This window comes from Collinsella intestinalis, assembly GCF_902501455.1.
Taxonomy (GTDB): Bacteria; Actinomycetota; Coriobacteriia; order Coriobacteriales; family Coriobacteriaceae; genus Collinsella; species Collinsella intestinalis.
On record NZ_CABWIC010000007.1, the window covers coordinates 136,109 to 156,150 of the forward strand.

20 protein-coding genes are annotated in these 20,042 nt (G+C 61.1%); 16 read left to right on the forward strand and 4 right to left on the reverse strand.

Translation table 11 applies throughout. From position 1 onward, the window contains the following. Window positions 1-105: 105 nt before the first annotated feature. From AOBCEHNH_RS01770 to AOBCEHNH_RS01785, 4 genes are all read right to left on the reverse strand, one after another. A complete protein-coding gene (locus AOBCEHNH_RS01770) occupies window positions 106-591 on the reverse strand; it encodes a hypothetical protein (protein WP_152062905.1) in 486 nt (161 codons plus the stop codon). Between the two features lie 94 nt (window positions 592-685). Then, the gene (locus tag AOBCEHNH_RS01775) at window positions 686-955 is read right to left on the reverse strand and encodes a metal-sensing transcriptional repressor (RefSeq protein WP_226803185.1); all 270 of its coding nucleotides are present in this window, start codon (window positions 953-955) and stop codon (window positions 686-688) included. Between the two features lie 9 nt (window positions 956-964). Continuing rightward, a complete protein-coding gene (locus AOBCEHNH_RS01780; protein ID WP_152062906.1) occupies window positions 965-1,186 on the reverse strand; it encodes a heavy-metal-associated domain-containing protein in 222 nt (73 codons plus the stop codon). 77 nt (window positions 1,187-1,263) lie between these two features. Next, window positions 1,264-3,618, reverse strand: coding sequence for a heavy metal translocating P-type ATPase (locus tag AOBCEHNH_RS01785; RefSeq protein ID WP_152062907.1), 2,355 nt, complete (start codon window positions 3,616-3,618; stop codon window positions 1,264-1,266). Window positions 3,619-4,043: 425 nt separating this feature from the next. On the opposite strand from AOBCEHNH_RS01785, the gene AOBCEHNH_RS01790 reads away from it, so the two are divergent. The 16 genes from AOBCEHNH_RS01790 (at window position 4,044) to AOBCEHNH_RS01865 (ending at window position 19,967) form a co-directional block, all read left to right on the forward strand. Continuing rightward, complete coding sequence (locus AOBCEHNH_RS01790; protein ID WP_226803186.1) at window positions 4,044-5,912, forward strand: DEAD/DEAH box helicase; 1,869 nt, start codon at window positions 4,044-4,046, stop codon at window positions 5,910-5,912. 314 nt (window positions 5,913-6,226) lie between these two features. Beyond that, window positions 6,227-6,913 (forward strand): hypothetical protein, encoded by a 687-nt coding sequence (locus AOBCEHNH_RS01795; RefSeq protein WP_226803187.1) that lies wholly within the window; start codon window positions 6,227-6,229, stop codon window positions 6,911-6,913. 120 nt (window positions 6,914-7,033) lie between these two features. After that, on the forward strand, window positions 7,034-7,897 hold the full coding sequence (locus AOBCEHNH_RS01800) for a DegV family protein (protein ID WP_182282004.1): 864 nt from the start codon (window positions 7,034-7,036) through the stop codon (window positions 7,895-7,897). A gap of 95 nt (window positions 7,898-7,992) precedes the next feature. Further along, window positions 7,993-8,850 carry a DegV family protein gene (locus tag AOBCEHNH_RS01805; protein ID WP_193221144.1) on the forward strand — a complete coding sequence of 286 codons (858 nt, stop codon included), beginning with the start codon at window positions 7,993-7,995 and terminating at the stop codon, window positions 8,848-8,850. Window positions 8,851-9,019: 169 nt separating this feature from the next. Then, complete coding sequence (gene pgi, locus AOBCEHNH_RS01810) at window positions 9,020-10,711, forward strand: glucose-6-phosphate isomerase (protein ID WP_152062909.1); 1,692 nt, start codon at window positions 9,020-9,022, stop codon at window positions 10,709-10,711. 504 nt (window positions 10,712-11,215) lie between these two features. After that, window positions 11,216-11,992, forward strand: a complete 777-nt coding sequence (locus AOBCEHNH_RS01815; RefSeq protein ID WP_193221145.1) for a GntR family transcriptional regulator — start codon at window positions 11,216-11,218, stop codon at window positions 11,990-11,992. Between the two features lie 31 nt (window positions 11,993-12,023). After that, a complete protein-coding gene (locus AOBCEHNH_RS01820) occupies window positions 12,024-12,725 on the forward strand; it encodes a GntR family transcriptional regulator (RefSeq protein WP_152062911.1) in 702 nt (233 codons plus the stop codon). Between the two features lie 145 nt (window positions 12,726-12,870). After that, window positions 12,871-13,287, forward strand: coding sequence for a PTS sugar transporter subunit IIA (locus AOBCEHNH_RS01825; protein ID WP_193221146.1), 417 nt, complete (start codon window positions 12,871-12,873; stop codon window positions 13,285-13,287). A 64-nt stretch (window positions 13,288-13,351) separates the two neighbouring features. After that, the gene (locus AOBCEHNH_RS01830; RefSeq protein ID WP_152062913.1) at window positions 13,352-13,825 is read left to right on the forward strand and encodes a PTS sugar transporter subunit IIB; all 474 of its coding nucleotides are present in this window, start codon (window positions 13,352-13,354) and stop codon (window positions 13,823-13,825) included. 346 nt (window positions 13,826-14,171) lie between these two features. After that, a complete protein-coding gene (locus AOBCEHNH_RS01835) occupies window positions 14,172-15,206 on the forward strand; it encodes an SIS domain-containing protein (RefSeq protein ID WP_152062914.1) in 1,035 nt (344 codons plus the stop codon). A gap of 85 nt (window positions 15,207-15,291) precedes the next feature. Beyond that, window positions 15,292-16,062, forward strand: a complete 771-nt coding sequence (locus tag AOBCEHNH_RS01840; protein ID WP_152062915.1) for a PTS mannose/fructose/sorbose/N-acetylgalactosamine transporter subunit IIC — start codon at window positions 15,292-15,294, stop codon at window positions 16,060-16,062. After that, window positions 16,062-16,934, forward strand: a complete 873-nt coding sequence (locus AOBCEHNH_RS01845; RefSeq protein WP_226803188.1) for a PTS system mannose/fructose/sorbose family transporter subunit IID — start codon at window positions 16,062-16,064, stop codon at window positions 16,932-16,934. The genes AOBCEHNH_RS01840 and AOBCEHNH_RS01845 overlap by 1 nt, the downstream gene beginning before the upstream one ends. 137 nt (window positions 16,935-17,071) lie before the next feature. Next, complete coding sequence (locus AOBCEHNH_RS01850) at window positions 17,072-17,908, forward strand: Cof-type HAD-IIB family hydrolase (protein ID WP_152062916.1); 837 nt, start codon at window positions 17,072-17,074, stop codon at window positions 17,906-17,908. Window positions 17,909-17,986: 78 nt separating this feature from the next. After that, the gene (locus tag AOBCEHNH_RS01855; RefSeq protein WP_152062917.1) at window positions 17,987-18,745 is read left to right on the forward strand and encodes a GntR family transcriptional regulator; all 759 of its coding nucleotides are present in this window, start codon (window positions 17,987-17,989) and stop codon (window positions 18,743-18,745) included. Between the two features lie 245 nt (window positions 18,746-18,990). After that, complete coding sequence (locus AOBCEHNH_RS01860; protein ID WP_152062918.1) at window positions 18,991-19,410, forward strand: PTS sugar transporter subunit IIA; 420 nt, start codon at window positions 18,991-18,993, stop codon at window positions 19,408-19,410. Window positions 19,411-19,499: 89 nt separating this feature from the next. Continuing rightward, entirely contained in the window at window positions 19,500-19,967 is a 468-nt protein-coding gene (locus AOBCEHNH_RS01865; protein WP_152062919.1) for a PTS sugar transporter subunit IIB, read from the forward strand. Window positions 19,968-20,042: the final 75 nt, after the last annotated feature.

The following is a 20,042-nucleotide window of genomic DNA, read 5'->3' on the forward strand; positions in this document are numbered from 1 at the left end:
GGCGGGCGGTAGGTTTTCAACCGTCTGTGCGCCCTGGGTGCGGCCTGCGGCCCGTTGCGCGTCCATGGGAATGACGATGGCGAAGTGCCGTTGCGGCTTGCGAGGCTAGGACTTCGTCTCCATCTTGGCCCGGCAGCGCGGGCAGGTCACGCGGAGCTTGCCCTTGCCCTTGGGCACGGACAAGATCTGCCCGCAGTTGGGGCACTTGAGGAAACGCGAGGTCTTGCGCTCCTTCCACATCTTCTGGGCGGTGCGCTTCGCGCGCTCGTACTCGATGTTGGGAGCGGCGGAGGCAGTGGGGCCGCCGGAGGCGTTGCGACCGGCAGGGGTGATGGAGCCAAGGCGTGCAACGAGGTTGCCCAGCACGGGGACGCGCTCGGAGAAGGAGCGGAACGCGTTGTTCTCGTTGCAGCGTACGGTGATGTTCTTGGAGAACGCGCGCGCGAGCGCGAGCAGCACGATTGCGAGCGCGATCCACGTCAGCGGGTCGAGGTTTGCGATGGTGCCGATGAGGGCGAGCAGCATACCTGCGCCGCCGAGCACGCAGGTGAGCTCGTCGACTCCGTAGCGGTCTTTCATGAAATCGTTCATGGGTGCCTTTCCCTGTCTGCGCCCGCTGCGCGAACGCCGTCCATATCATGGTCTCACGGTACCCGTATCCGGGCGCCGCGCTACCACGATACCCCTATTTCGCCAGCTTCTCCACGATGGCTTCGATTTCTGCGAGCTTGGCGTCACGCTCGGCCTGCGTTCCCTGGGCGACTGCCTGCTGCACGCAGCCTCCGATGTGGGCCTTGAGGACGTCGGCGTTGATGCGTCCGATGAGGGATTGCGTTGCCATGAGCTGCGTTGAGATGTCGATGCAGTAGCGGTCCTCCTCGACCATCTTCATGATGCCCTCGATCTGGCCGCGGGCGGTCTTGAGCAGGCGCATGGTCTTATCACGGTCGGCCATCATGGGCGGTTACGCTTCCTGCACGGACAGAGCGCGGAATTTCTCGCCCGCGCCGTTCACGGCCTCGGCGAGCTGTTCGGGCGTGACGTCATCGGAGCACTCGACGGTCACGGTCTGCGTCTCGTGGTCTGCGTCGGCGTCGGTCACGCCTGCGACGTTGAGCAGCGCCGTTTCGACGGTGGCGTCGCAGTGGCCGCACATGAGGCCCTCGGTCTTGATGATGTAGTTCATGGTTGTTCCTCTCTCTTCGTCTCAATTGGGGACAGGCACCGATTGAGACATTTTTCATACGATTGCGTTCCGACGTCTCAATCGGTGCCTGTCCCCAATTGAGACGGTTGGTCGATGTGCCTGGACTGGAAGGTCCTCAGGCGCAGGGCGTTGCCCACCACGCACAGGCTCGACAGGCTCATGGCCGCGGCGCCAAACATGGGCGAGAGCTGCCAGCCGAGCAGCGGGTAGAACACGCCGGCGGCGAGCGGGATGCCGAGGGCGTTGTAGAACAGCGCCCAGAACAGGTCCTGTTTGATGTTGCGGATGACGGCGCGGGAGAGCTCGATCGCACGCGGGACGTCCATGAGGTCGCTCTTCATGAGGATCACGTCGGCGCCCTCTTTTGCCACGTCGGCGCCCGCGCCGATCGCCAGCCCCACGTCGGCGCGTGCCAGAGCGGGGGAGTCGTTGATGCCGTCTCCCACCATGGCGACCGTGTTTCCGTCGCCCTGCAGCTCGCGCACCACGCGCTCTTTGTCGGCGGGCATGACGCCGGCGATGACCTCGCTCACGCCGACTTTCGCGGCGATGGCGTGCGCGGTGGTTTCGTTGTCACCCGTGAGCATGATGGTGCGGATGCCGAGCTTGCCGAGGGCGGCTATGGCCGTCGCGCTCGTTGCTTTGACGTCGTCGGCGACTGCGATGATGCCCACGAGCTCGCTGTTCTTGGCGAAGAGAAGCGGCGTTTTGCCCGCGCGGGCGAGCTCGTCTAGGGCGGCGCGATCGACGGGCACGCCCAGCTCGTCCATGAGGGCGGCGTTGCCGGCGGCGATTGCGTTGGCACCCTCGCGTGCCGTCACGCCTCGGCCTGGAATGGCTGCGAAGTCTTGGACGGTACGGGCCACGATTCCCAGCTCATCGGCCCGTGCCATGATGGCCTCCGCGAGTGGGTGCTCGCTGGTGCGCTCGAGGGCGGCGGCAAGCTTCATGAGTGCCTTTTCGCTCATGACGGGCGAACCGTCTGCGCGGCGGGCGGGCATGACGTCTGTCACGGTCGGTTTGCCCGCTGTGATGGTCCCCGTCTTGTCGAGGACCACGGCACGAACGCCGTGCAGCGTCTCGAGTGCCTCGGCGCTCTTGAACAAGATGCCCATCTCGGCACCGCGCCCGGTTCCTACCATGATCGCGACGGGCGTGGCGAGGCCTAGGGCGCACGGGCAGCTGATGACCACGACGGCGACGGCCGAGGTGAGTGCTTCGTTCACGTTGCCGCCCGTGGCGATGAGCCACACGACGAAGGTGACGGCGGCAATGGCGAGCACGACAGGCACGAACACGCCGGCGACCTTGTCGGCCAGGCGTGCGATGGGGGCCTTGGTGGCGTTGGCGTCCTCGACCAGGCGGATGATGCGCGCGAGGTCGGTGTCGGCGCCCACGCGTGTGGCGCGGAAGGTAAAGGAGCCGGTGCGGTTGACGGTGGCGGCGCTCACGGTATCGCCGATGCGCTTCTCCACCGGCATGGACTCGCCGGTCAGCGCGCTTTCGTCCACGGCCGAGGAGCCCTCCAGTACCACGCCGTCGACGGGGATCGCCTCGCCCGGACGCACTAGGATGGTCTGGCCGAGCTGGATGTCATCGGCGTTCACAGTGGTTTGCATACCGTCCTCGCCGACGACCGTTGCGGTCTTGGGGGCGAGGTCGATGAGACGCTCGATGGCGCCGCCCGTCTTGGACTTGCTGCGCGTCTCCATATACTTGCCCACGGTGACGAGCGCCAGGATGGTGCCTGCGCTCTCGAGGTAGAGGTTGTCCATGCCGACCATGTGCGCGGCATGCGGGTCGCCCGCGGTGAGGGCTGCCCCGATGCGATAGATGCCGACGATCGACCAGCCGATGCTGGCCGCCGAGCCGATGGCGATGAGGGCGTCCATGGTGGGCGCGCCGTGGATGAGCGATTTGAATCCGTTGATGAAGTACGAGTCGTTGACGTAGACGATCGGTGCGAGCAGCAGCAGCTCGGTGAGCGCCACGTTCATGATGTTCTCGGGCGCTCCGAAAAACGCGGGAAGCGGCCAGCCGAGCATATGACCCATGCCGAGGTAGAACAGCGGGATGAGGAAGGCGATGGATACGATGAGGCGCCCACGCATGGCGCGTGCCTGGGCCTCGAGTTTTTTGGTGGGAGACTCCAGGCGCGGAGCGGCCGCGGAGGCGCCGGTGCCCGCGCTGCCGCCCGCCTCGACGGGGGAGGCTGCGTAGCCCGCGCGATCGACGGCGGCGCAGATCGCATCGGCGTCGACGGCGTTTTCGTCGTAGTCGACGGCCATGGAGCCGGCGAGCAGATTCACGGCGACGTTCGAGACGCCCTCGAGGTTGCCCACGGCGCGGTCGACATGTGCCTGGCACGCCGCACAGGTCATGCCGCGTACATCGAATGTCTGGTGAGCCATGTGCAGCTCCTTTCGTAGCATTATCGAGTCTCAGTATACCCCACCCCCCAGGGGTGTCTATGCCCGGAATGTGCAATTTGGGGACGGGTGCAAATTGCACATGCGGCCAAATCGCGCATACGGCAAGCGGCGGTTGTCGTTTTGTCGGTCGGTTCTGCAACGGCGGAATGCTAATGCGGGCTATAAGCCTGTTGGGCTGATGTGTAATTTGCACCCGTCCCCAAATTGCACATCTGCAGCCCGTATACTTACCTGCGGTGGAATCTGCTCCACGTGTTCGCGTCAATGCCGTTGGCGAACACGCTCCACCGCGCGGACCGGCCCGCGCGCCACTTGTGCATATCGACCCCACAGCGCGGACGGTTTGGCGAGCGCACCCATGTCGGGTGCCGCTGCTGCCGCTTGCCGCGCGGAAATGGACCATTTTGACTTCCATCAACGTCACCGAATTCGATGCGACTTCCTCCGAGGCTCCGGCCCCGTCTTTCGCCGACCTCGGCCTTTCCGAGGAGGTTCTCTCCGCCGTCGCCGACATGGGCTACACCGCCCCGACTCCGGTTCAGGCCGCCTCGATTCCGCATGCCCTCGATGGGGAGGATGTTCTCGCCGCCGCTCAGACGGGCACGGGTAAGACGGCCGCCTTCCTCCTTCCCACCATGAACAACCTGCCTCACGTGCCCCGCTCTCGCGCTCGCGGCCGCGTTGCCGCCCAGGGCCCGCTCATGCTCGTCATCACGCCCACGCGCGAGCTCGCCCAGCAGATCGAGGAGGTCTGTCGAGCGATCGCCCGTCGAACCGGGCACACGAGCGTCACCGTGGTGGGCGGCGTGAGCTACAACCCGCAGCGCGACAAACTCAAGCGCGGCTGCGACATCCTCATCGCTACCCCCGGTCGCCTGCAGGACCTCATCGACCAGGGCGCCTGCTCGCTCGACCAGGTGCAGGTGCTCGTCCTCGACGAGGCCGACCGCATGCTCGACATGGGCTTTCTGCCCGCCGTCCGCCGCATCGTGAGCTATACGCGCGACGACCGTCAGACCCTGCTGTTCTCCGCGACCTTGGATGAGCAGGCCGTGGGTTCTATCACCGACTTGGTGACCGATCCCGCCCGTGTCGAGATCGCGCCCGTCACCTCCACGGCCGACACGGTTGAGCAGTACGTGCTCCCGGTGTCCCTCGAATCCAAGAACGCGCTGCTCGCGGATGTTCTCAAGCGCGAGGGATCCAATCGCGTGATCGTGTTCTGCCGCACCAAGCACCGCGCCGACGCCTGCAGCCGCCGCCTCGCCCGCGCTGGCATCACCTGCGCCGCCATCCACGGCGACCGCAGCCAGGCCCAGCGCGAGCGCGCCCTCAAGGCCTTCCGCTCTGGTGAGTGCGACGTGCTGGTCGCCACGGACGTGCTCGCCCGCGGCATCGACATCTCCGATGTCCGCTACGTGGTGAACTTCGACGTTCCCGAGGACCCGGTCGACTATATCCACCGCATCGGCCGCACGGGCCGTGCCGGCGAGGAGGGCTGGTCGCTGACGTTCGTGACCGTCGATGATGTGGACGGGTTCTACGACATCGAGGCCCTCATGGGCAAGACCGCCGAGATCTTCGATGCCGATGGCCTTGAGCTCGGCCCTCATGCCCCCGAGGTCAATCCCGACCGCGTCCCCGCGAAGGCACCCGCTGGCAAGAAGGAGAAGAAGCGCCGTCGCAAGGCCACTGCCCGCGCGAAGGCCGAGCGCTCCAGCGGTTCCAAGCGCCCCGATGTGGCTCCAAAGGCCACCCAGGGGGCCAAAGAGGACACCCCCAAGCCCTCGCGTCGCAAGCGCCCGGGCAAGACCCGTGTCCATGCCGAGGAGGCTTCCGAGCCCGTTGAGCTCCTGACTGCGTCCGAGGTTCGCGGAGAGCGCGCCGCGTCCCAGGATCGATCCACTTCCAGGCCCTCCAAGAAGGGGGCTGCTCGCTCTGGCGGCCTTGCCAACGGCCGCAAGCGCGAGGACGATCGTTCCCGCCCCGAGCGCTCATGCCGCGACGATCGCCGTCGCTCCGGTCGAGAGGACCGCGCCGACCGTCCGCGTTCCGACCGCGGTGACTCCGCTCGCAATCGCGGTGTCCGCTCCGGTCGCGATGCCTGGCGCAATTACGATGAGCCCTCCGAGCGTCGTGGTCGTGGCGGCCGTGGCGGTCGAGGTGGTCAGCCCGGGAATTCCGCACGAGGGGGTCGTGGCAGCTCCTACGAGCAGCGCCCTGGTGCTCCGCGCTCCGGCCGCCGTCCAGGGGACCGTGGCGGGCGCAGGTAGCGTAAGCGGTAGCCGCCGACGGCGCTCGGCTTCTTGCGAGTCCGTCCGTTGAGACGACGATAATTGGTATAGGCACCCCTCCCACCATGATGGGCTCTTCATGGTGGGAGGGGTGTTCTTCGCATATTGGGGCTGAACGGCCGATCTTTTGAGCTGCGTATTTCAGATGCATCGGGTCTCGTTCGGGAACCCATTCGGATATGTTTGCGACATCCTTCAGGGGCACTGCCGCCATGTTCGTCTCGGGGCCTTCTCCATGCTTTCGCGCTCGTAGCCTGATGGTGATGCGAACGGACGAGGCGAAAGGAGCGCCCATGGCGGACCCGGCTGAGATCGAGAGGGAAGTCGCCCAGATGGCGGAGTATTGGGGCGAGCGAAGGGAGGGGTGGAGGGATGCGGCCGCCGACGAATTCGAGCGGATTGTCATGCCCGCGTGCCTATACGGTCCCGAACAGGATTTTCGGCGACTTCAGATGGTCAATATGTGCTTCACCGAATGGGTTCTGTTCGAGCGTCCATTGCGTGAAGGCAAGACGCCCTTGCAGCTGTATGTCGAAACGCCGCCTGAGGGCACTTTAGAATCCACGGTTGACCATCTGAGGCAGATCGATGAGACGCAGTTCTTCGCGCGCTTCGCCATACTCGATAAGGAGCCGGAGACCAGTCGGGCGATGTTGCTCGATGTGGGGACTGACCGTCGCTATGAGGTGTGCGATGGCGCGTTATGCAAGAATGTGCGTTGGAGAAATGGAACCATTGCGGAGCGCATCGCATGCGTGGACGGCCTGTGGCAAGTAGTCGGACAAGTTCACCTGTACGATCGGGCCGACCCTGATGCGACTCGCGTAGATGGGCCGGGGGCTCTGCATCCGGATGACTTGCGCGCGGAGGACATGTGCGACGCAGGTTTGTTCCTGCGCTTGGTGCGAGACGTCCTCGGTGTCGATGGGCGATACGCCCCCACGCTTTCCATGGTATCGGTGGAAGGGGATGCGAGATAAGGCGCGAAAGCCTGTTATGTGAAACCCCCGAGCGGTTTTCATGGGGTGTGTGTGAGGGTGTTCGTCGGATGGTACGGTTCTGCGGATTATTTGTGCCACCTGCTCGTTTGGAGTGAGTTCATGCCCGTTCGCATCATTACGGATTCCGGTTCTGAGTACAAGTCGTCCGACCATCCCGCTCTCGAGGTCCTGCCGCTGACGGTCGCGTTCGGCGACGATGTGTACCGTGAGGGTGTGGACATCACGTACGACCAGTTTTACGAATTGCTCGCTGAGCGCGAAGAGTTTCCCAGCACCGGCCAGGCGACGCCGTTCCTGTTCCAAGAAGCCCTCGAGCGCGCTCGCGAGGCAGGCGAGGACGTGGTGATCATTACCATGTCCAGTCGCCTGTCCGGTACGTATCAAAATGCGTGCATGGCGGCCACTGCCGCCCGTGAGGCGGGGCTCGACACCGTTCGCGTTGTCGACAGCTTGAACATGACGCTCGGCGAGCGGATCGTCGTGCAGTACGCGCTGCAGCTGGTTGACGAGGGACTTGGGGCCAATGAGATCGCCGATGCCCTGGAGGCGTCGGTGCCCCGTGTGCGCATCGTTGGTTTGGTGGACACCCTCGAGTATCTGAAGCGCGGCGGGCGCATCTCCGCCGCCGCAGGTACGGTGGGCGAGCTTCTGTCCATCAAGCCCGTGATCACCGTGACGGATGGAGAGGTCATCGTGCTGGGCAAGGCACGCGGTTCGAAGAAGGGCCGCACCTTGCTGCATCAGGAGATCGAGAAGGTCGGTGGTATCGACTTCGACATGCCCGGAGCGTTGGGCTATTCGGGCCTTTCGGACAAGACGCTCCGCAAGTACCTCGAGGAGTACCGCGATGTGTGGGAGGGTGGCATCGCCGAAGAGGATCTTCCGATCTCCCAGGTCGGAGCCGCAATCGGCGTCCATGTGGGCCCCGGCGGCATTGCGGTTGCCTTCTTCTCCCGCGCCTAGGTGCCGCCTGCGACAATATGAATGTCTGGTGATGCCGTGAGATAGCGGTACACTTTCGCGGAAACTGTTCATTAAGTACCATGAAAGGGGATATGATGGCTGTCCGCATTATCACCGATTCCGGTTCCGATTGCCTGCCGGGCGAACATCCGAATCTCGACGTCCTACCGCTTTCCATTGCTTTTGGCGAGACGACCTACAGCGCCGACGTAGACCTCACGCGCGAGCGTTTTTACGAGCTGCTCGTCGAGGGCGATGAGTTCCCGACGACCGGCCAGGTCAATCCCTATGCTTTCTCGCAGGCGATCTCCCGCGCCCAGGAGGCGGGCGACGATGTGGTGATTCTGGCGCTTTCGAGCAAGCTGTCCGGTACGCATCAGAGCGCTGTCACGGCCGCCTCGCAGGCCGATGGGTCTACGGAGGTGCATGTCGTTGACACCAAGAGCGTGACGGTCGGTCAGCACATCCTAGTCGATTACGCACTCCGTTTGGTCGAAGAGGGCCGCTCGGCAGCCGAGGTCGCCGCTGCTGTCGAGGTCGCCGCTGACCGCGTCTGTTTGGTCGCCCTGCTCGACACCCTCGAGTACCTGAAGCGCGGTGGCCGCATTTCCGCCGCTGCTGGCACTCTGGGGGAGATGCTCTCCATCAAGCCGGTCATCACCGTCGCCGACGGCGAGGTCGCGATCCTGGGCAAGGCCCGTGGCTCCAAGAATGGTCGCAACTTGCTGCGCCAGCAGCTCGAGAGCGCGGGCGGCATTGATTTCGATATGCCCGTCATGGTCGGTTACACCGGTCTTTCCGATAAGCTCCTGCGCAAGTACCTCGAGGACAGCCGCTCCGTGTGGGAGGGCGGTATTGCCGAGCAGGACGTTCCCTCGGTTATGGTCGGTGCGACAATCGGTACGCATGTCGGCCCCGGCGCCATTGCGGTGGCGTACTTCAAGAAGGCATAGCGTCCTTTCAAATGACGTCTCTTTCGCGGCCCTCGCTTTCGGTTGGGATGATCCGGGCCGAGAGCGAGGGCCGTTTTGCCATTCTTTTGAGGAGGGTGGCGGAGCCGCCCGCGCCTGCTAGCGGTAGAATGGAGATGTTCGTGTATGCAGTCATTTAAGGAGGACGCACATGGCGATTTCCGCTCCCATCGATGCAACCAAGACCCCTGCGTGGGTGGCTCTTCAGAAGCACCACGACGAGCTCGTGGAGAAGGGCATCAGCCTGAAGGATTGGTTCGCCGCCGATCCCGATCGCGTTGAGAAGCTCAGCTATCGTGCCGGTGACCTGTACTTCGACCTGTCCAAGAACCTCGTCACCGATGAGACGCTCAAGCTGCTCGTAGACTTGGGTCGCGCTTGCGGCGTCGAGGAGCGCCGTGACGCCATGTTCTCCGGCGAGCATATCAACACTACGGAGGACCGTGCCGTCTTGCACACCGCCCTCCGCCGTCCCGCCAGCCAGAAGGGCGAGCTCATCGTCGACGGCCAGGATGTCGTTGCCGATGTTCACGAGGTCCTCGATCGCATGTACGCCTTTGCCGATCGCGTCCGCTCCGGTGAGTGGAAGGGCGTCAGCGGTAAGAAGATCGAGCATGTGGTCTCCATCGGCATCGGTGGTTCCGACCTCGGCCCCGTTATGGTCTACGAGGCCATGAAGCCCTATCTCGACGCCGGCATCGATTGCCGTTACATCTCCAACATCGATCCGAACGACATGGCCGAGAAGGTGAAGGGCCTCGATGCCGAGACCACGCTCGTCATCATCGTCTCCAAGACGTTCACCACGCTCGAGACGCTCACCAACGCACGTGAGGTCAAGGCGTGGATGCTCGAGCAGCTCCGCGCTTGCGGCGCCGTCGACGGCAGCGCCGAGCAGGATGCCGAGGCTATTGCCAAGCATTTCGTGGCCGTTTCCACCGCCCTGGACCTCGTGGCTGATTTCGGCATCGACCCTGAGAACGCTTTCGGCTTCTGGAATTGGGTCGGCGGTCGTTATTCCGTTGATTCTGCCGTCGGTCTGTCGCTCATCATCGCTCTGGGGCCCGAGCGCTTCCAGCAGTTCCTGGCGGGCTTCCGCGCCATCGATGAGTACTTCGAGAACACGCCGCTCGAGGAGAACGTCGTCGCGCTCATGGGCCTCATGAACGTCTGGTACGTCAATTTCTTCGGCGCCGACACGCACGCCGTGCTGCCCTACACGCAGTACCTGCACCGTTTCCCGGCCTACTTGCAGCAGCTCACCATGGAGTCCAACGGCAAGCACGTCCGCTGGGACGGTACGCCCGTCACGTGCCACACCGGTGAGGTCTTCTGGGGCGAGCCCGGCACCAACGGCCAGCACGCGTTCTACCAGCTGATGCACCAGGGCAGCGTCGTGGTTCCTGCCGATTTCATCGCCTTTGCCAACACCTCCAACCCCTTCGTCGATGAGGGCCAGGATGTGCACGAGCTGTTCCTGGGCAACTTCCTCGCCCAGACCAAGGCCCTTGCATTCGGCAAGACGGCCGATGAGGTCCGCGCCGAGGGCACGCCCGAGCAGATCGTCCCTGCTCGCGTGTTCGAGGGCAACCGTCCCACGACCTCCATTTTCGGCGACACGCTGACCCCGTTTGCCCTCGGTGAGCTCATCGCCGTGTACGAGCACATCACGTTCGTCCAGGGCACCGTTTGGGGCATCGACTCCTACGATCAGTGGGGCGTTGAGCTTGGCAAGCAGCTTGCCAAGCAGATCACCCCGGCGTTCCATGACGACGAGGCGCTGAGCCAGCAGGACGCCTCCACCAAGGCTCTGATTGAGTTCTATCGCGCGACGCGCAGGTAACGGCGCTCTCGCCGGTTAGATCACCTGGGGCCGCCCCGGCGCACATGCCGGCGCGGCCCCTTTTCGTTCAGGGCGAGGACACGAACGCGTGCGCCACCGGGGGTGGGCACGCCTCGCGGTGCCGGTGGCGCCTGGTGGCAGCCGCCTGATAGGGGGCGGGGTATCGATGCGACGGTATCCCGTGCGCCCTACAGTGGATACTCCGATTTAGCCGCGATGGCGAACTTGGTTAGATTCATGTACTCGGACATCCTTCTGGCTACTTGCAGGTCGCATGCACGGACTTCTCAGACACCAAAGATACGCGGCTCGGCCATGTCAGGTGCAGCCCCACTGTATCCGTCAAATGGCCGCGATGCGCGAGCAATCTTGCAAAGTGTCTTGGGATCAATGTGTTGATGGCTCATTCACGCAGGTAATTCAACCGTTCACACGTCAACTTATATCTAATACAAAATAGTATGTTATAACGTTGTAAGTCTGATCGATGAATGAGGGATGGATATGTTGAGGCGAAACAGCGCAGACCCGCTGTATGTCCAAATTGCAGATAGGTTGCGCGTCCGAGTGGAGTCGGGTGAGTTTTCCGATGCTCATGCCCTCCCAAGCGAGCAGGCGCTCTGCGAAGAGTTCGGGGTGAGCCGCACTACGGTGCGTCGCGCACTTGAGTTGTTGGAAGAGGGATCTTTTTTGTCGCCCCGGCAAGGAAGGGGAGTGTTCGTTCGCGAGCCGAAGCTCTCCTCAAATCTCACTTTGCTTCGGGGGTTCACGCAGTTCTGTGCGGAGAACGACGTTGAGACCACTTCGCGCGTGCTGTCAAATATCGAGATTCCCGCCCCGCTGTTCGTGTCGCGCAAGCTTCGCCAGCCAGAGGGGGCTCATGTGGTGTATTTAAACCGCGTCCGCACTGTGGATGGAGTGAAGGCGGTTATCGAAGAGGTGTGGTTGCCGGCGAATGAATACGACTTTCTGGTAAGAGAGGACCTCGATGACAGGTCCTTGTACGAGGCGATCGAGGAGCATACCGGATTTCACTTCGATGACAATTGTCTGCCCGTCATCACGCTCGAGTCGGCCCTTGCGACCGGTGAGGAGCTCGAAATGCTGGATATCGAAGGTCCGGCGTCGGTATTCGTGGTGAGTGAGTCTGTCTTTTCCTCAACGGGAGCCCCCCTCCACTTCACTAGGCGAGTTTTGCTCGGCGATTATTTCAAGTACTTCTTTTCCGATCGCGCAAGTCAGTTAAGTGTGGATGTTGAGACTTTGCGCGATCCAATCTGATGAGCGTCGTTGTTCGAGAGGGAGCCCGAATATGAAGAAGAACGGATCAATTCCGCTGTATAGACAGATTGTTGAGCACCTGGATTCGGAGATTAGATCAGGCGTCTATGGACCCGGAGATAAACTTCCGACGGAGAACGAGCTCATGGAGCAATTTGGTGTGAGCCGTATTACGGTTCGATCTGCGGTGAAGGAGCTCGAGGACGCGGGGGTTGTGGTTCGCGTGAGGGCGAAGGGCACCTTCGTCACCTCGGATCGCGATATGTACGCCGCAGACGATCGAGAGAGTTTTACACGCTCCTGTCAGCTTGCGGGAAAACGACCTTCTACGGCTTTGGTCTCTCTCGAGTGGGTCTACCCGAACCTTCGCGATCGTAAGTTCTTTGGAATCGACGAGGATGAGAGCATTTTGCGGAGCCGGCGCTTGCGTAGCGTAAATGGGGAGCCCACTATGCTTGAGACGAATAGCTACGGGGCCGTCCTGGCCTTCTTGGAGCACGAGAATCTTGAGGGGTCGCTCTTCGAGGTCCTCAATGCACACAAGGTGGCCTTGGGGCATAACCGTCGCACTATCGAGGTGTGCTATGCAACCAAGCTCGAGGCGATACATCTCGGCGTGAAAGAAGGGTCCGCGCTGCTGCTCTTTGTCGATCGCTGGTACGGGCAGTCCGGTGACCCCTTGTTCATCTCGAGACAGGTCTACTGTACCGAGAGACTGAAGTTTTACTTGTAGGATGCGCCGATTGCTCAACGCGCCGCTCCCCGCCCATCTGCAGCCGTTTGCCGATGGCGTAGATCGTTTTTATTGACCAGATTTCTTCAACAGCAATACTACTTCTAACAATACAAAACATAACGTTATGTTAGGAGACGAGCAGATGAATAAAATGCTCCTTGCGAGTCACGGGCCGCTTGCAAAGGCAATGAAGGAGACTGCTGAGCTGTTCACGGGGCCGACTGAGAAGATTTCGAGCCTCTGCGCCTATGTCGACGCCGAATCGATGGATGCCGCCGCCCTTGTCGACAGGTGGTTTCGCGGGCGCTCGCCTGAGGACGCCTGGATCGTTGTCACCGATGTATATGGCGGGTCCATCAACAACGAATTCATGACTCGGGTCTCAACAGGTGAGTTTCTGCTTCTTTCGGGCATGCATCTCGGTCTTGTCATCGAACTTGCCTGTGGTCTCGATGCACTGGATTTTGGGGATGTACAGAACATCGTCGCGCGTTCGCGCGAGGGTATTGTGTACTGCAACGATTTATTTTCCTCTGAGGAAGAGGACGAGGATTTTTAGATGGCTTCCGAGACTCCAATCGAATCTCGGCGCATAGAGCGAAAACGGAGAAGGGAAGTTTGCAATGATCAAGCTCACCAGAATCGACTATCGACTCATTCACGGGCAAGTCGCCATGGCGTGGACACAGTCTATCGGCGCGGACTGTTTACTGGTCGCGAGTGACACAGTGGTCCACGATGAGATGCGCAAGGCCACGCTCAAGCTGGCGAAGCCGAGCGGCTGTAAGTTGGTCATCAAGAGTGTGAGTGATGCAATCACCGCGCTGAACGCCGGAGTCACAGACAAATATCGACTGTTTATCATCGTGGAGTCTGTTGAAGATGCCTATCGGCTTGCAAAGGGCTGTGAGGGAATCAAGAGCATCAACTTCGGGGGCTCAAAACCGAGGGAGGAGTGCACGCGCAAACTGTCGCCCACCACGCCAGTCTCCGATGCAGATGTGAAGATGTTGGCCGAGCTGGTGGAGCGTGGCGTGGAAGTTGAGATCAGGCAGGTCCCTGATGATGACAAGATGCCTGTTGAAAGATTGCTGTAAGCGGACGAGTGGTTGTCGGGCTACATAATTTGCGCAGGATTGACCCGCGATGCATTCTGGATGGGGGATGCATCGCGGGTCTTCTATTATTATGACAATATGTCTTGTATCTCATGATGGCCGGGTCTTGGGTGAGGCAGCATACCGTTCACCGAAAGCGTAGTAACTCAATAAAACACCAGCAAAATACCTAAATCCTGATTGCTTTTATACCGTTCACGGGAAAGAAAGAAATATTCCTAGACACATAATGTTATAAAACGTACTATAAACACAACGAAGAACCCACTGGAAGGAAGTGAAGTGGGGGATTCGAACGGAAGGCACGAGCCAAGGAGGAATTGCCATGTTCAACTTCGACGAACCCCGTTATGCCAAGGTCGTTGGGGACGCTCTCGCATTGCGTCCGCAGATCGAGAAAGCGGTCGATGAGATTTGCGAAAAGGGTTACTCCAACATCTTCTTCATTGGCTGCGGCGGGACTTGGGCGCACACGCTCCCGATGAAGTATTGGATCGATACCACCACCGCCGATATCGATGTGCACTGCGAGATCGCCGCAGAATTCCTCGCCTGCCCGCCCAAGGCTTTTGGCAAGGACTCGGTTTGCGTCTTCTCCACTCGCACCGGTACGACCCCCGAAATCATCGAGGCGGCAAAGTTCTGCCAAGAGCAGGGCGCCCGCACGATGATGTATGTCTCCAATGATGGGACCCCTGCCACCGAGTACGCTGACTACAAGTTCTTCAGCTTCGCGGAGGACGACGTGCTGTGCGAGGCGATCTACTCCTATCAGATCGCCCTCGTTGCCCGATTCCTCAAGAACGCCGGCGCCTTCCCGAAGTACGACACGTTTATGGAGGAGTTCGGCCAGATTGCCCCCTATCTGCTCAAGGCGAAGGAGGCCCAGGACGATCGCTGCGCCATCATGGCCAACGACTTTAAGGACCTTGACTATCACATGGTCATTGGCTCCGGAATGCTTTGGGGTGAGGCTTATGATTACGCCATGTGCATCCTCGAGGAGATGCAGTGGATCAAGACCAAGTCCATTCATGCCGCCGAGTTCTTCCACGGAACCATCGAGCTGTGCGAGGAGGGCACGAGCTTGATCATGCTGTATGGCGAGGACGATACCCGTAAGCTGATGGATCGCGTCGACAACTTCACCCACATGCTCGCCGACGAGAAGGGCGTTCAGGTGCGCGTGAATAAGTTCGATACCGCCGAGGTTGAGCTTCCGTTCAGCGATCCCGAGTTCCGCAAGATTGTGTCCCCGCTTGTGATCTACACCATCACCGAGCGCTTGAGCTGTCATCTCGAGCACGTGCGCAACCACCCGCTCACCACTCGCCGCTATTATCACCAGATGAACTACTAGGCGCGAGTTTCCAACATGTTGCTTGCCCGGGCGGGGGATTTAATCGATGCACCTCGCCTGGGCATTTCAGAGAAAGTGGCCTGCAATGGTTGTGCAGTATCTTTTGATTGCCTTGGTTGCGCTTGTCGCGTCGCTCGACGAGCAGCTGTTCGGCATCACCATGCTCGGTCGTCCGCTTTTCACGAGTCTGTTCGTCGGAATTATTCTGGGCGATATCCCCTCTGCTGTCATGGTTGGCGCCGCACTTGAATCCATGTTCATGGGTTCGGTTATGGTGGGTGCCGCCGTGCCCCCCGAGGTATATGCATCTGGGGTGCTTGGATGCGCGTTTGCCGTGATTACCGGCACGGGAACCGCCGCCGCGGTCGCCCTCGCGCTCCCCGTCTCCGTGTTTCTCCAGGTTTGGCGCAACTTTTGTTATGCCGTCCCGGGAGCTTATGCCAGCAGGAAAATCGATGCCGCACTCGCGAATCGCGATCTTGCCAAGGCGAACCTCTATCATTTGACCATTGTCCCGCTGGCAATAGGAATCCCTTCCGCCCTTCTGGTCTTTTGTTCGCTGTATTTCGGAGCCGACCTCATCAACGGTGCTCTTTCGAGCATTCCCCAGTTCGTCATGAACGGCCTGAACGTCGCCTCCGGTGTCCTTGCATGCGTTGGTTTCGCCCTGCTCATTCGCACGATGTCGAACAATAAGCTCTTGCCGTATCTGTTCATCGGCTTCATTCTCGTGATGTACCTGGGCATGGATGTCATCAGCATTGCAGCGCTCGCCGCGTGCGTCGCCGTATTGCTCATGTTCAATCAGGGGCCTTCTGGTCAGTCGGATACCCTCGCTGAGGAGGATGATTTCTAATGGCGGGTTTCGAAATGAATCATGACGAAGTTGAAAAGCGTCAGGCTGCCCAGGAATCGGGGGAGGAGACTGGAACCCTGATGACCCCCGATGTGTATCGGAGCATGTTCTTTAGGCAGTTCACCAGCCAGTGCTCTCAGTCGTATGACAAGATGATGGCCTACGGCTTTATGTACACGCTCGAAAAGCCCCTGCGCAAGATCTATCCCGACGATGAAGACTTCTATCGCGCGCTCGATCGTCACACCGAGTTCTTCAACATGACCCCGCATGTGCTGCCCTTCGTTGCCGGCCTGTCGGTCTCTATGGAGGAACAGGCAGCGAGAGATCCCTCCTTCGACATATCTTCGGTGAATGCAGTCAAGGTGGGCTTGATGGGGCCGTTGTCGGGTATCGGAGACTCGTTTTATTGGGGAACGTTCCGAGTGGTGGCGGCCGGCATAGGTATCGGCCTGGCGGCGACGGGCAACCCATTGGGGCCGATCATCTACGCTTTGATCTACACGGTCGTGAACGTCCTGACGCGTATCGTGTCCGCGCATCTTGGTTACAATCTGGGCACCAAGTTCCTCGAGCAGTCCGCACAGAGCAATTTGATGAACAAACTGACCGATGCCGCGGGCGTTCTGGGCATGACGGTGGTGGGCGCGATGATTGCGACGATGGTGTCGCTCAACACCTCTCTCGTCTTCACCTTTGGGGAATCAGAAGTGGCGCTTCAGGCGATCTTCGATGACATTTTCCTCGGTATCCTTCCGATGGCCGCGACGTTCATCTGCCTGTGGCTCTATAAGAGAAACGTCAAGACGATCTGGATCATTTTCGGCATCTTTGCCGTCTGCATCGCTGGTTGTGGTTTTGGAATCTTTTAGATATCGATGACCCCCATGTAAGGGCGAGCCCATGTGGCTCGCCCTTTTCACGTTTCGAGAGGCTTTCTCGTTCGGTCACTGTTTGCTGCGGCGGGGTATTATGTTTGTGGAAAACCTCCATTTGAAAGGACGTACATATGGCCATTAAGGCGATCGCGCTCGACATAGACGGAACGCTCACGAACGACGAGAAGGTTGTGACCGCGCGCACGAGGGAGGCGCTGCTCGCCGCGCAGCGCTCCGGCGTGCGGCTCATCCTCTCCTCGGGCCGGCCGGTCCAGGGCCTTCGCGCCATCGCTTCGGAGCTCGGGTTGGAGGCGCATGGCGGCCTGCTCGTCTCCTTCAACGGGGCGCACGTGGTGGATGCGGGGACCGACGAGGTCCTCTATGATCAGCCCATCGAGGTGGATGTCATGCGCTCCCTCGTGGAGCATGTTCGCTCTTTCGATGTCATCCCGTGGATCACGCAGGGTGCGCGCCTGTACGTCGAGCGCGGATCGAGGCATGTCATCACGTATCGCGGCGAGCCGTTCGACATCGTCGAATACGAGCGTCGTATGTGCGACCTCGAGCTTCACGAGGTCGACGACCTGCTCGAGGTGTGCGGGACGCCCCAGGACAAGCTGCTGTGCGCGTCGGAGCCCGAGTATCTGCAGCAACATTGGCGCGCCATGTACGGACCGTTCACGGATGAGCTGTCTGGCATGTTCACCGCTGATTTCTATTTCGAGTTCATGGCGCCCGGTATCGACAAGGGGCGGGCGCTTGCCGGCGCGCTGCCCAAGCTTGGCATCGATGCATCCGAGGTCATCGCATTCGGCGATGGTCAAAATGACGTGTCCATGCTTCGCTGGGCGGGCACGGGGGTCGCGATGGGCAACGCCGTGGACGAGGCCAAGGCGGCTGCCGATATGGTGACCGCGTCCAACAACGAGGATGGCATCGCCCTCGCGCTCGCCGAGTTTTTAGGTTGAGGTGCCGTCGCGGGGGAGCGGTTGTGGTACCGTCAGATATGACGGTATAAGACGTATCAATACAGGAGGCGGTCGGCGATGACGCACACACTCGACGAAGGTTCGTCGACGCCCCTGTACGCTCAGCTGCGCGAGCTACTCAAGAGCCAGATAGAGGACGGATCGTTCGCCCCGGGCGAACGCATCCCATCCGAGGACAAGCTCAACGGCCTGTACGGTGTGAGCCGCATCACCATCCGCCGTGCCCTACAGGAGCTCGCCGATGACGGCTATCTCGTGAAGTGCCCGGGTAAGGGGACGTATGTGGGCGAGCGCATCCCGTCCATGCGCCGTCCGACAAAGATCCGCGCCAAGTTCACCCAGAACAACGATGTCCAGAGCTTCACCGAGGCATGCGCGAGCAACTCCCAGAGCGCCGGCGCGCATCTCGTCTCCCTCGAGGAGGTCGAGGGACTCGAGGAGGAGCGCGATTTCTTTGGCTTTGGGTCCGAGGGGCGCTTGCTGCGCTTGGTGCGCATCCGCACGGCGGACCGCACACCCATCATGATCGAGGAGAACTATTTCCCGGTCGGAACGTATGGGTTCCTCCTCGATGCCGATTACGAGGACACATCGCTGTACGACATCATCGTATCGAACGGGCACGGTGAGCCGACGCTCAACGAGCCGTGCGATCTCGATCTCGAGAAGGCCCCGGCCGACATGGCACCCTATTTGGATGTTCCTGCGGGAGAGCCCCTCTTTTGCTTGGCCGGTCGATATTTCGATACGGATGGATCGCCCATGTACCTGGGAAAACAACATATCGTGGGCACGCGCTACACCTTTCGCATCTAAAGGCGCTCGTGCGGATGGCGTCCGAATCGGCGTGTATGTGGGCGGGCGACCTCGCACCGCCGCATATGCGCATATATACCGCAGTCATCCTAACCTGTTATATACAAGCAAGGATTAAGAAAAACCATTCACCGCGAGAAACAAGCCGTTTGCAGAACGATTGATATAACAGGATATGACAGGTAATGCCCTGCCTATAATAGGACTCACATCAAGCAAATCATGTGGATGAGGGGGAATGCAGGATGGCACAGATCATCATCGCGACGCACGGGGGGCTGTCCAAGGGCATGCTTGACTCCCTGCATATGGTCGCCGGTGGCGCAGCCGATGGTATCGAGACCTATAGCCTCGAGTTCGGCCAGAACCCCAACGACTATTACGAGGAGCTGCGCGAGCGCATCGCCGCGACCGAAGAGCAGTTCATCATCATGTGCGACATCAAGGGCGGCAGCGTCCACAACGCTCTCTTCCGCCTCACCGAGCTTCCGAACGTCGTGATCTTCTCCGGCCTCACCATGGGCATGGCGCTCGAGATCGCGCTCACCGCCCGCGAGGGGCTGGACGCCGACGCCGCCCACCGCGTGCTCGATGCGGCGCGCGAGGGCGTCACCGTGGCCTTCGGTGGCGCGCCCGTCGAGGAGGAAGAGGACGAGGACTTCTAGCTGCCCGCGGCCCGTCAGCGGCCCACTCCGGCTATCCTAAGGACATCGGCTGTGCCGCCCCGTGCGGCAGGGATGAAAGGAAACACATCATGATCAAGATGCTCCGCGTTGACCACCGTCTGCTCCACGGCCAGGTGGCCGTCTCGTGGAAGAGCGCCCTGGATGTCGATTGCATCCTCGTCGCCAACGACGCCGTCCCCGGCGACGCCCTGCGCAAGAGTGCCATCAAGCTCGCCAAGCCGGCCGACACCAAGCTCGTCATCAAGACGGTCGACGATTCCATCGCCGCCATCAACAGCGGCAAGACCGACAAGTACAAGCTGTTCATCGTGGTCGAGTCCATCGCCGACGCCGCACGTCTGTGCCGCGAGTGCGGTATCGAGCACCTCAACCTGGGCGGCACGAAGGCCACGGCGGGCACCCGCGCCATTTCGAAGGCCATGAACGTTACCCCCGAGGAGGAGGAGACGCTCCGCGCGCTCGTCTCGGAGGGCGTCGACGTCGAGATCCAGATGGTCCCCGATGACTCTGCCGTCAAGGTGGAGCGCGCCTTGTAGCGTTTTTCGTTCGGGGCGCCCGGCGCGCATGTACGCAACCCGCCAAACGGGCGCCCCGGCTTCCGACTCGACTGA

Excerpts from the sequence above, each read along its gene's own strand:
- AOBCEHNH_RS01770 (WP_152062905.1), bottom strand. The coding sequence starts at position 591 with ATGAACGATTTCATGAAAGACCGCTACGGAGTCGACGAGCTCACCTGC.
- AOBCEHNH_RS01775 (WP_226803185.1), bottom strand. The coding sequence starts at position 955 with ATGGCCGACCGTGATAAGACCATGCGCCTGCTCAAGACCGCCCGCGGC.
- AOBCEHNH_RS01780 (WP_152062906.1), bottom strand. The coding sequence starts at position 1,186 with ATGAACTACATCATCAAGACCGAGGGCCTCATGTGCGGCCACTGCGAC.
- AOBCEHNH_RS01785 (WP_152062907.1), bottom strand. The coding sequence starts at position 3,618 with ATGGCTCACCAGACATTCGATGTACGCGGCATGACCTGTGCGGCGTGC.
- AOBCEHNH_RS01795 (WP_226803187.1), top strand. The coding sequence starts at position 6,227 with ATGGCGGACCCGGCTGAGATCGAGAGGGAAGTCGCCCAGATGGCGGAG.
- AOBCEHNH_RS01800 (WP_182282004.1), top strand. The coding sequence starts at position 7,034 with ATGCCCGTTCGCATCATTACGGATTCCGGTTCTGAGTACAAGTCGTCC.
- AOBCEHNH_RS01805 (WP_193221144.1), top strand. The coding sequence starts at position 7,993 with ATGGCTGTCCGCATTATCACCGATTCCGGTTCCGATTGCCTGCCGGGC.
- pgi (WP_152062909.1), top strand. The coding sequence starts at position 9,020 with ATGGCGATTTCCGCTCCCATCGATGCAACCAAGACCCCTGCGTGGGTG.
- AOBCEHNH_RS01815 (WP_193221145.1), top strand. The coding sequence starts at position 11,216 with ATGTTGAGGCGAAACAGCGCAGACCCGCTGTATGTCCAAATTGCAGAT.
- AOBCEHNH_RS01820 (WP_152062911.1), top strand. The coding sequence starts at position 12,024 with ATGAAGAAGAACGGATCAATTCCGCTGTATAGACAGATTGTTGAGCAC.
- AOBCEHNH_RS01825 (WP_193221146.1), top strand. The coding sequence starts at position 12,871 with ATGAATAAAATGCTCCTTGCGAGTCACGGGCCGCTTGCAAAGGCAATG.
- AOBCEHNH_RS01830 (WP_152062913.1), top strand. The coding sequence starts at position 13,352 with ATGATCAAGCTCACCAGAATCGACTATCGACTCATTCACGGGCAAGTC.
- AOBCEHNH_RS01835 (WP_152062914.1), top strand. The coding sequence starts at position 14,172 with ATGTTCAACTTCGACGAACCCCGTTATGCCAAGGTCGTTGGGGACGCT.
- AOBCEHNH_RS01840 (WP_152062915.1), top strand. The coding sequence starts at position 15,292 with ATGGTTGTGCAGTATCTTTTGATTGCCTTGGTTGCGCTTGTCGCGTCG.
- AOBCEHNH_RS01845 (WP_226803188.1), top strand. The coding sequence starts at position 16,062 with ATGGCGGGTTTCGAAATGAATCATGACGAAGTTGAAAAGCGTCAGGCT.
- AOBCEHNH_RS01850 (WP_152062916.1), top strand. The coding sequence starts at position 17,072 with ATGGCCATTAAGGCGATCGCGCTCGACATAGACGGAACGCTCACGAAC.
- AOBCEHNH_RS01855 (WP_152062917.1), top strand. The coding sequence starts at position 17,987 with ATGACGCACACACTCGACGAAGGTTCGTCGACGCCCCTGTACGCTCAG.
- AOBCEHNH_RS01860 (WP_152062918.1), top strand. The coding sequence starts at position 18,991 with ATGGCACAGATCATCATCGCGACGCACGGGGGGCTGTCCAAGGGCATG.
- AOBCEHNH_RS01865 (WP_152062919.1), top strand. The coding sequence starts at position 19,500 with ATGATCAAGATGCTCCGCGTTGACCACCGTCTGCTCCACGGCCAGGTG.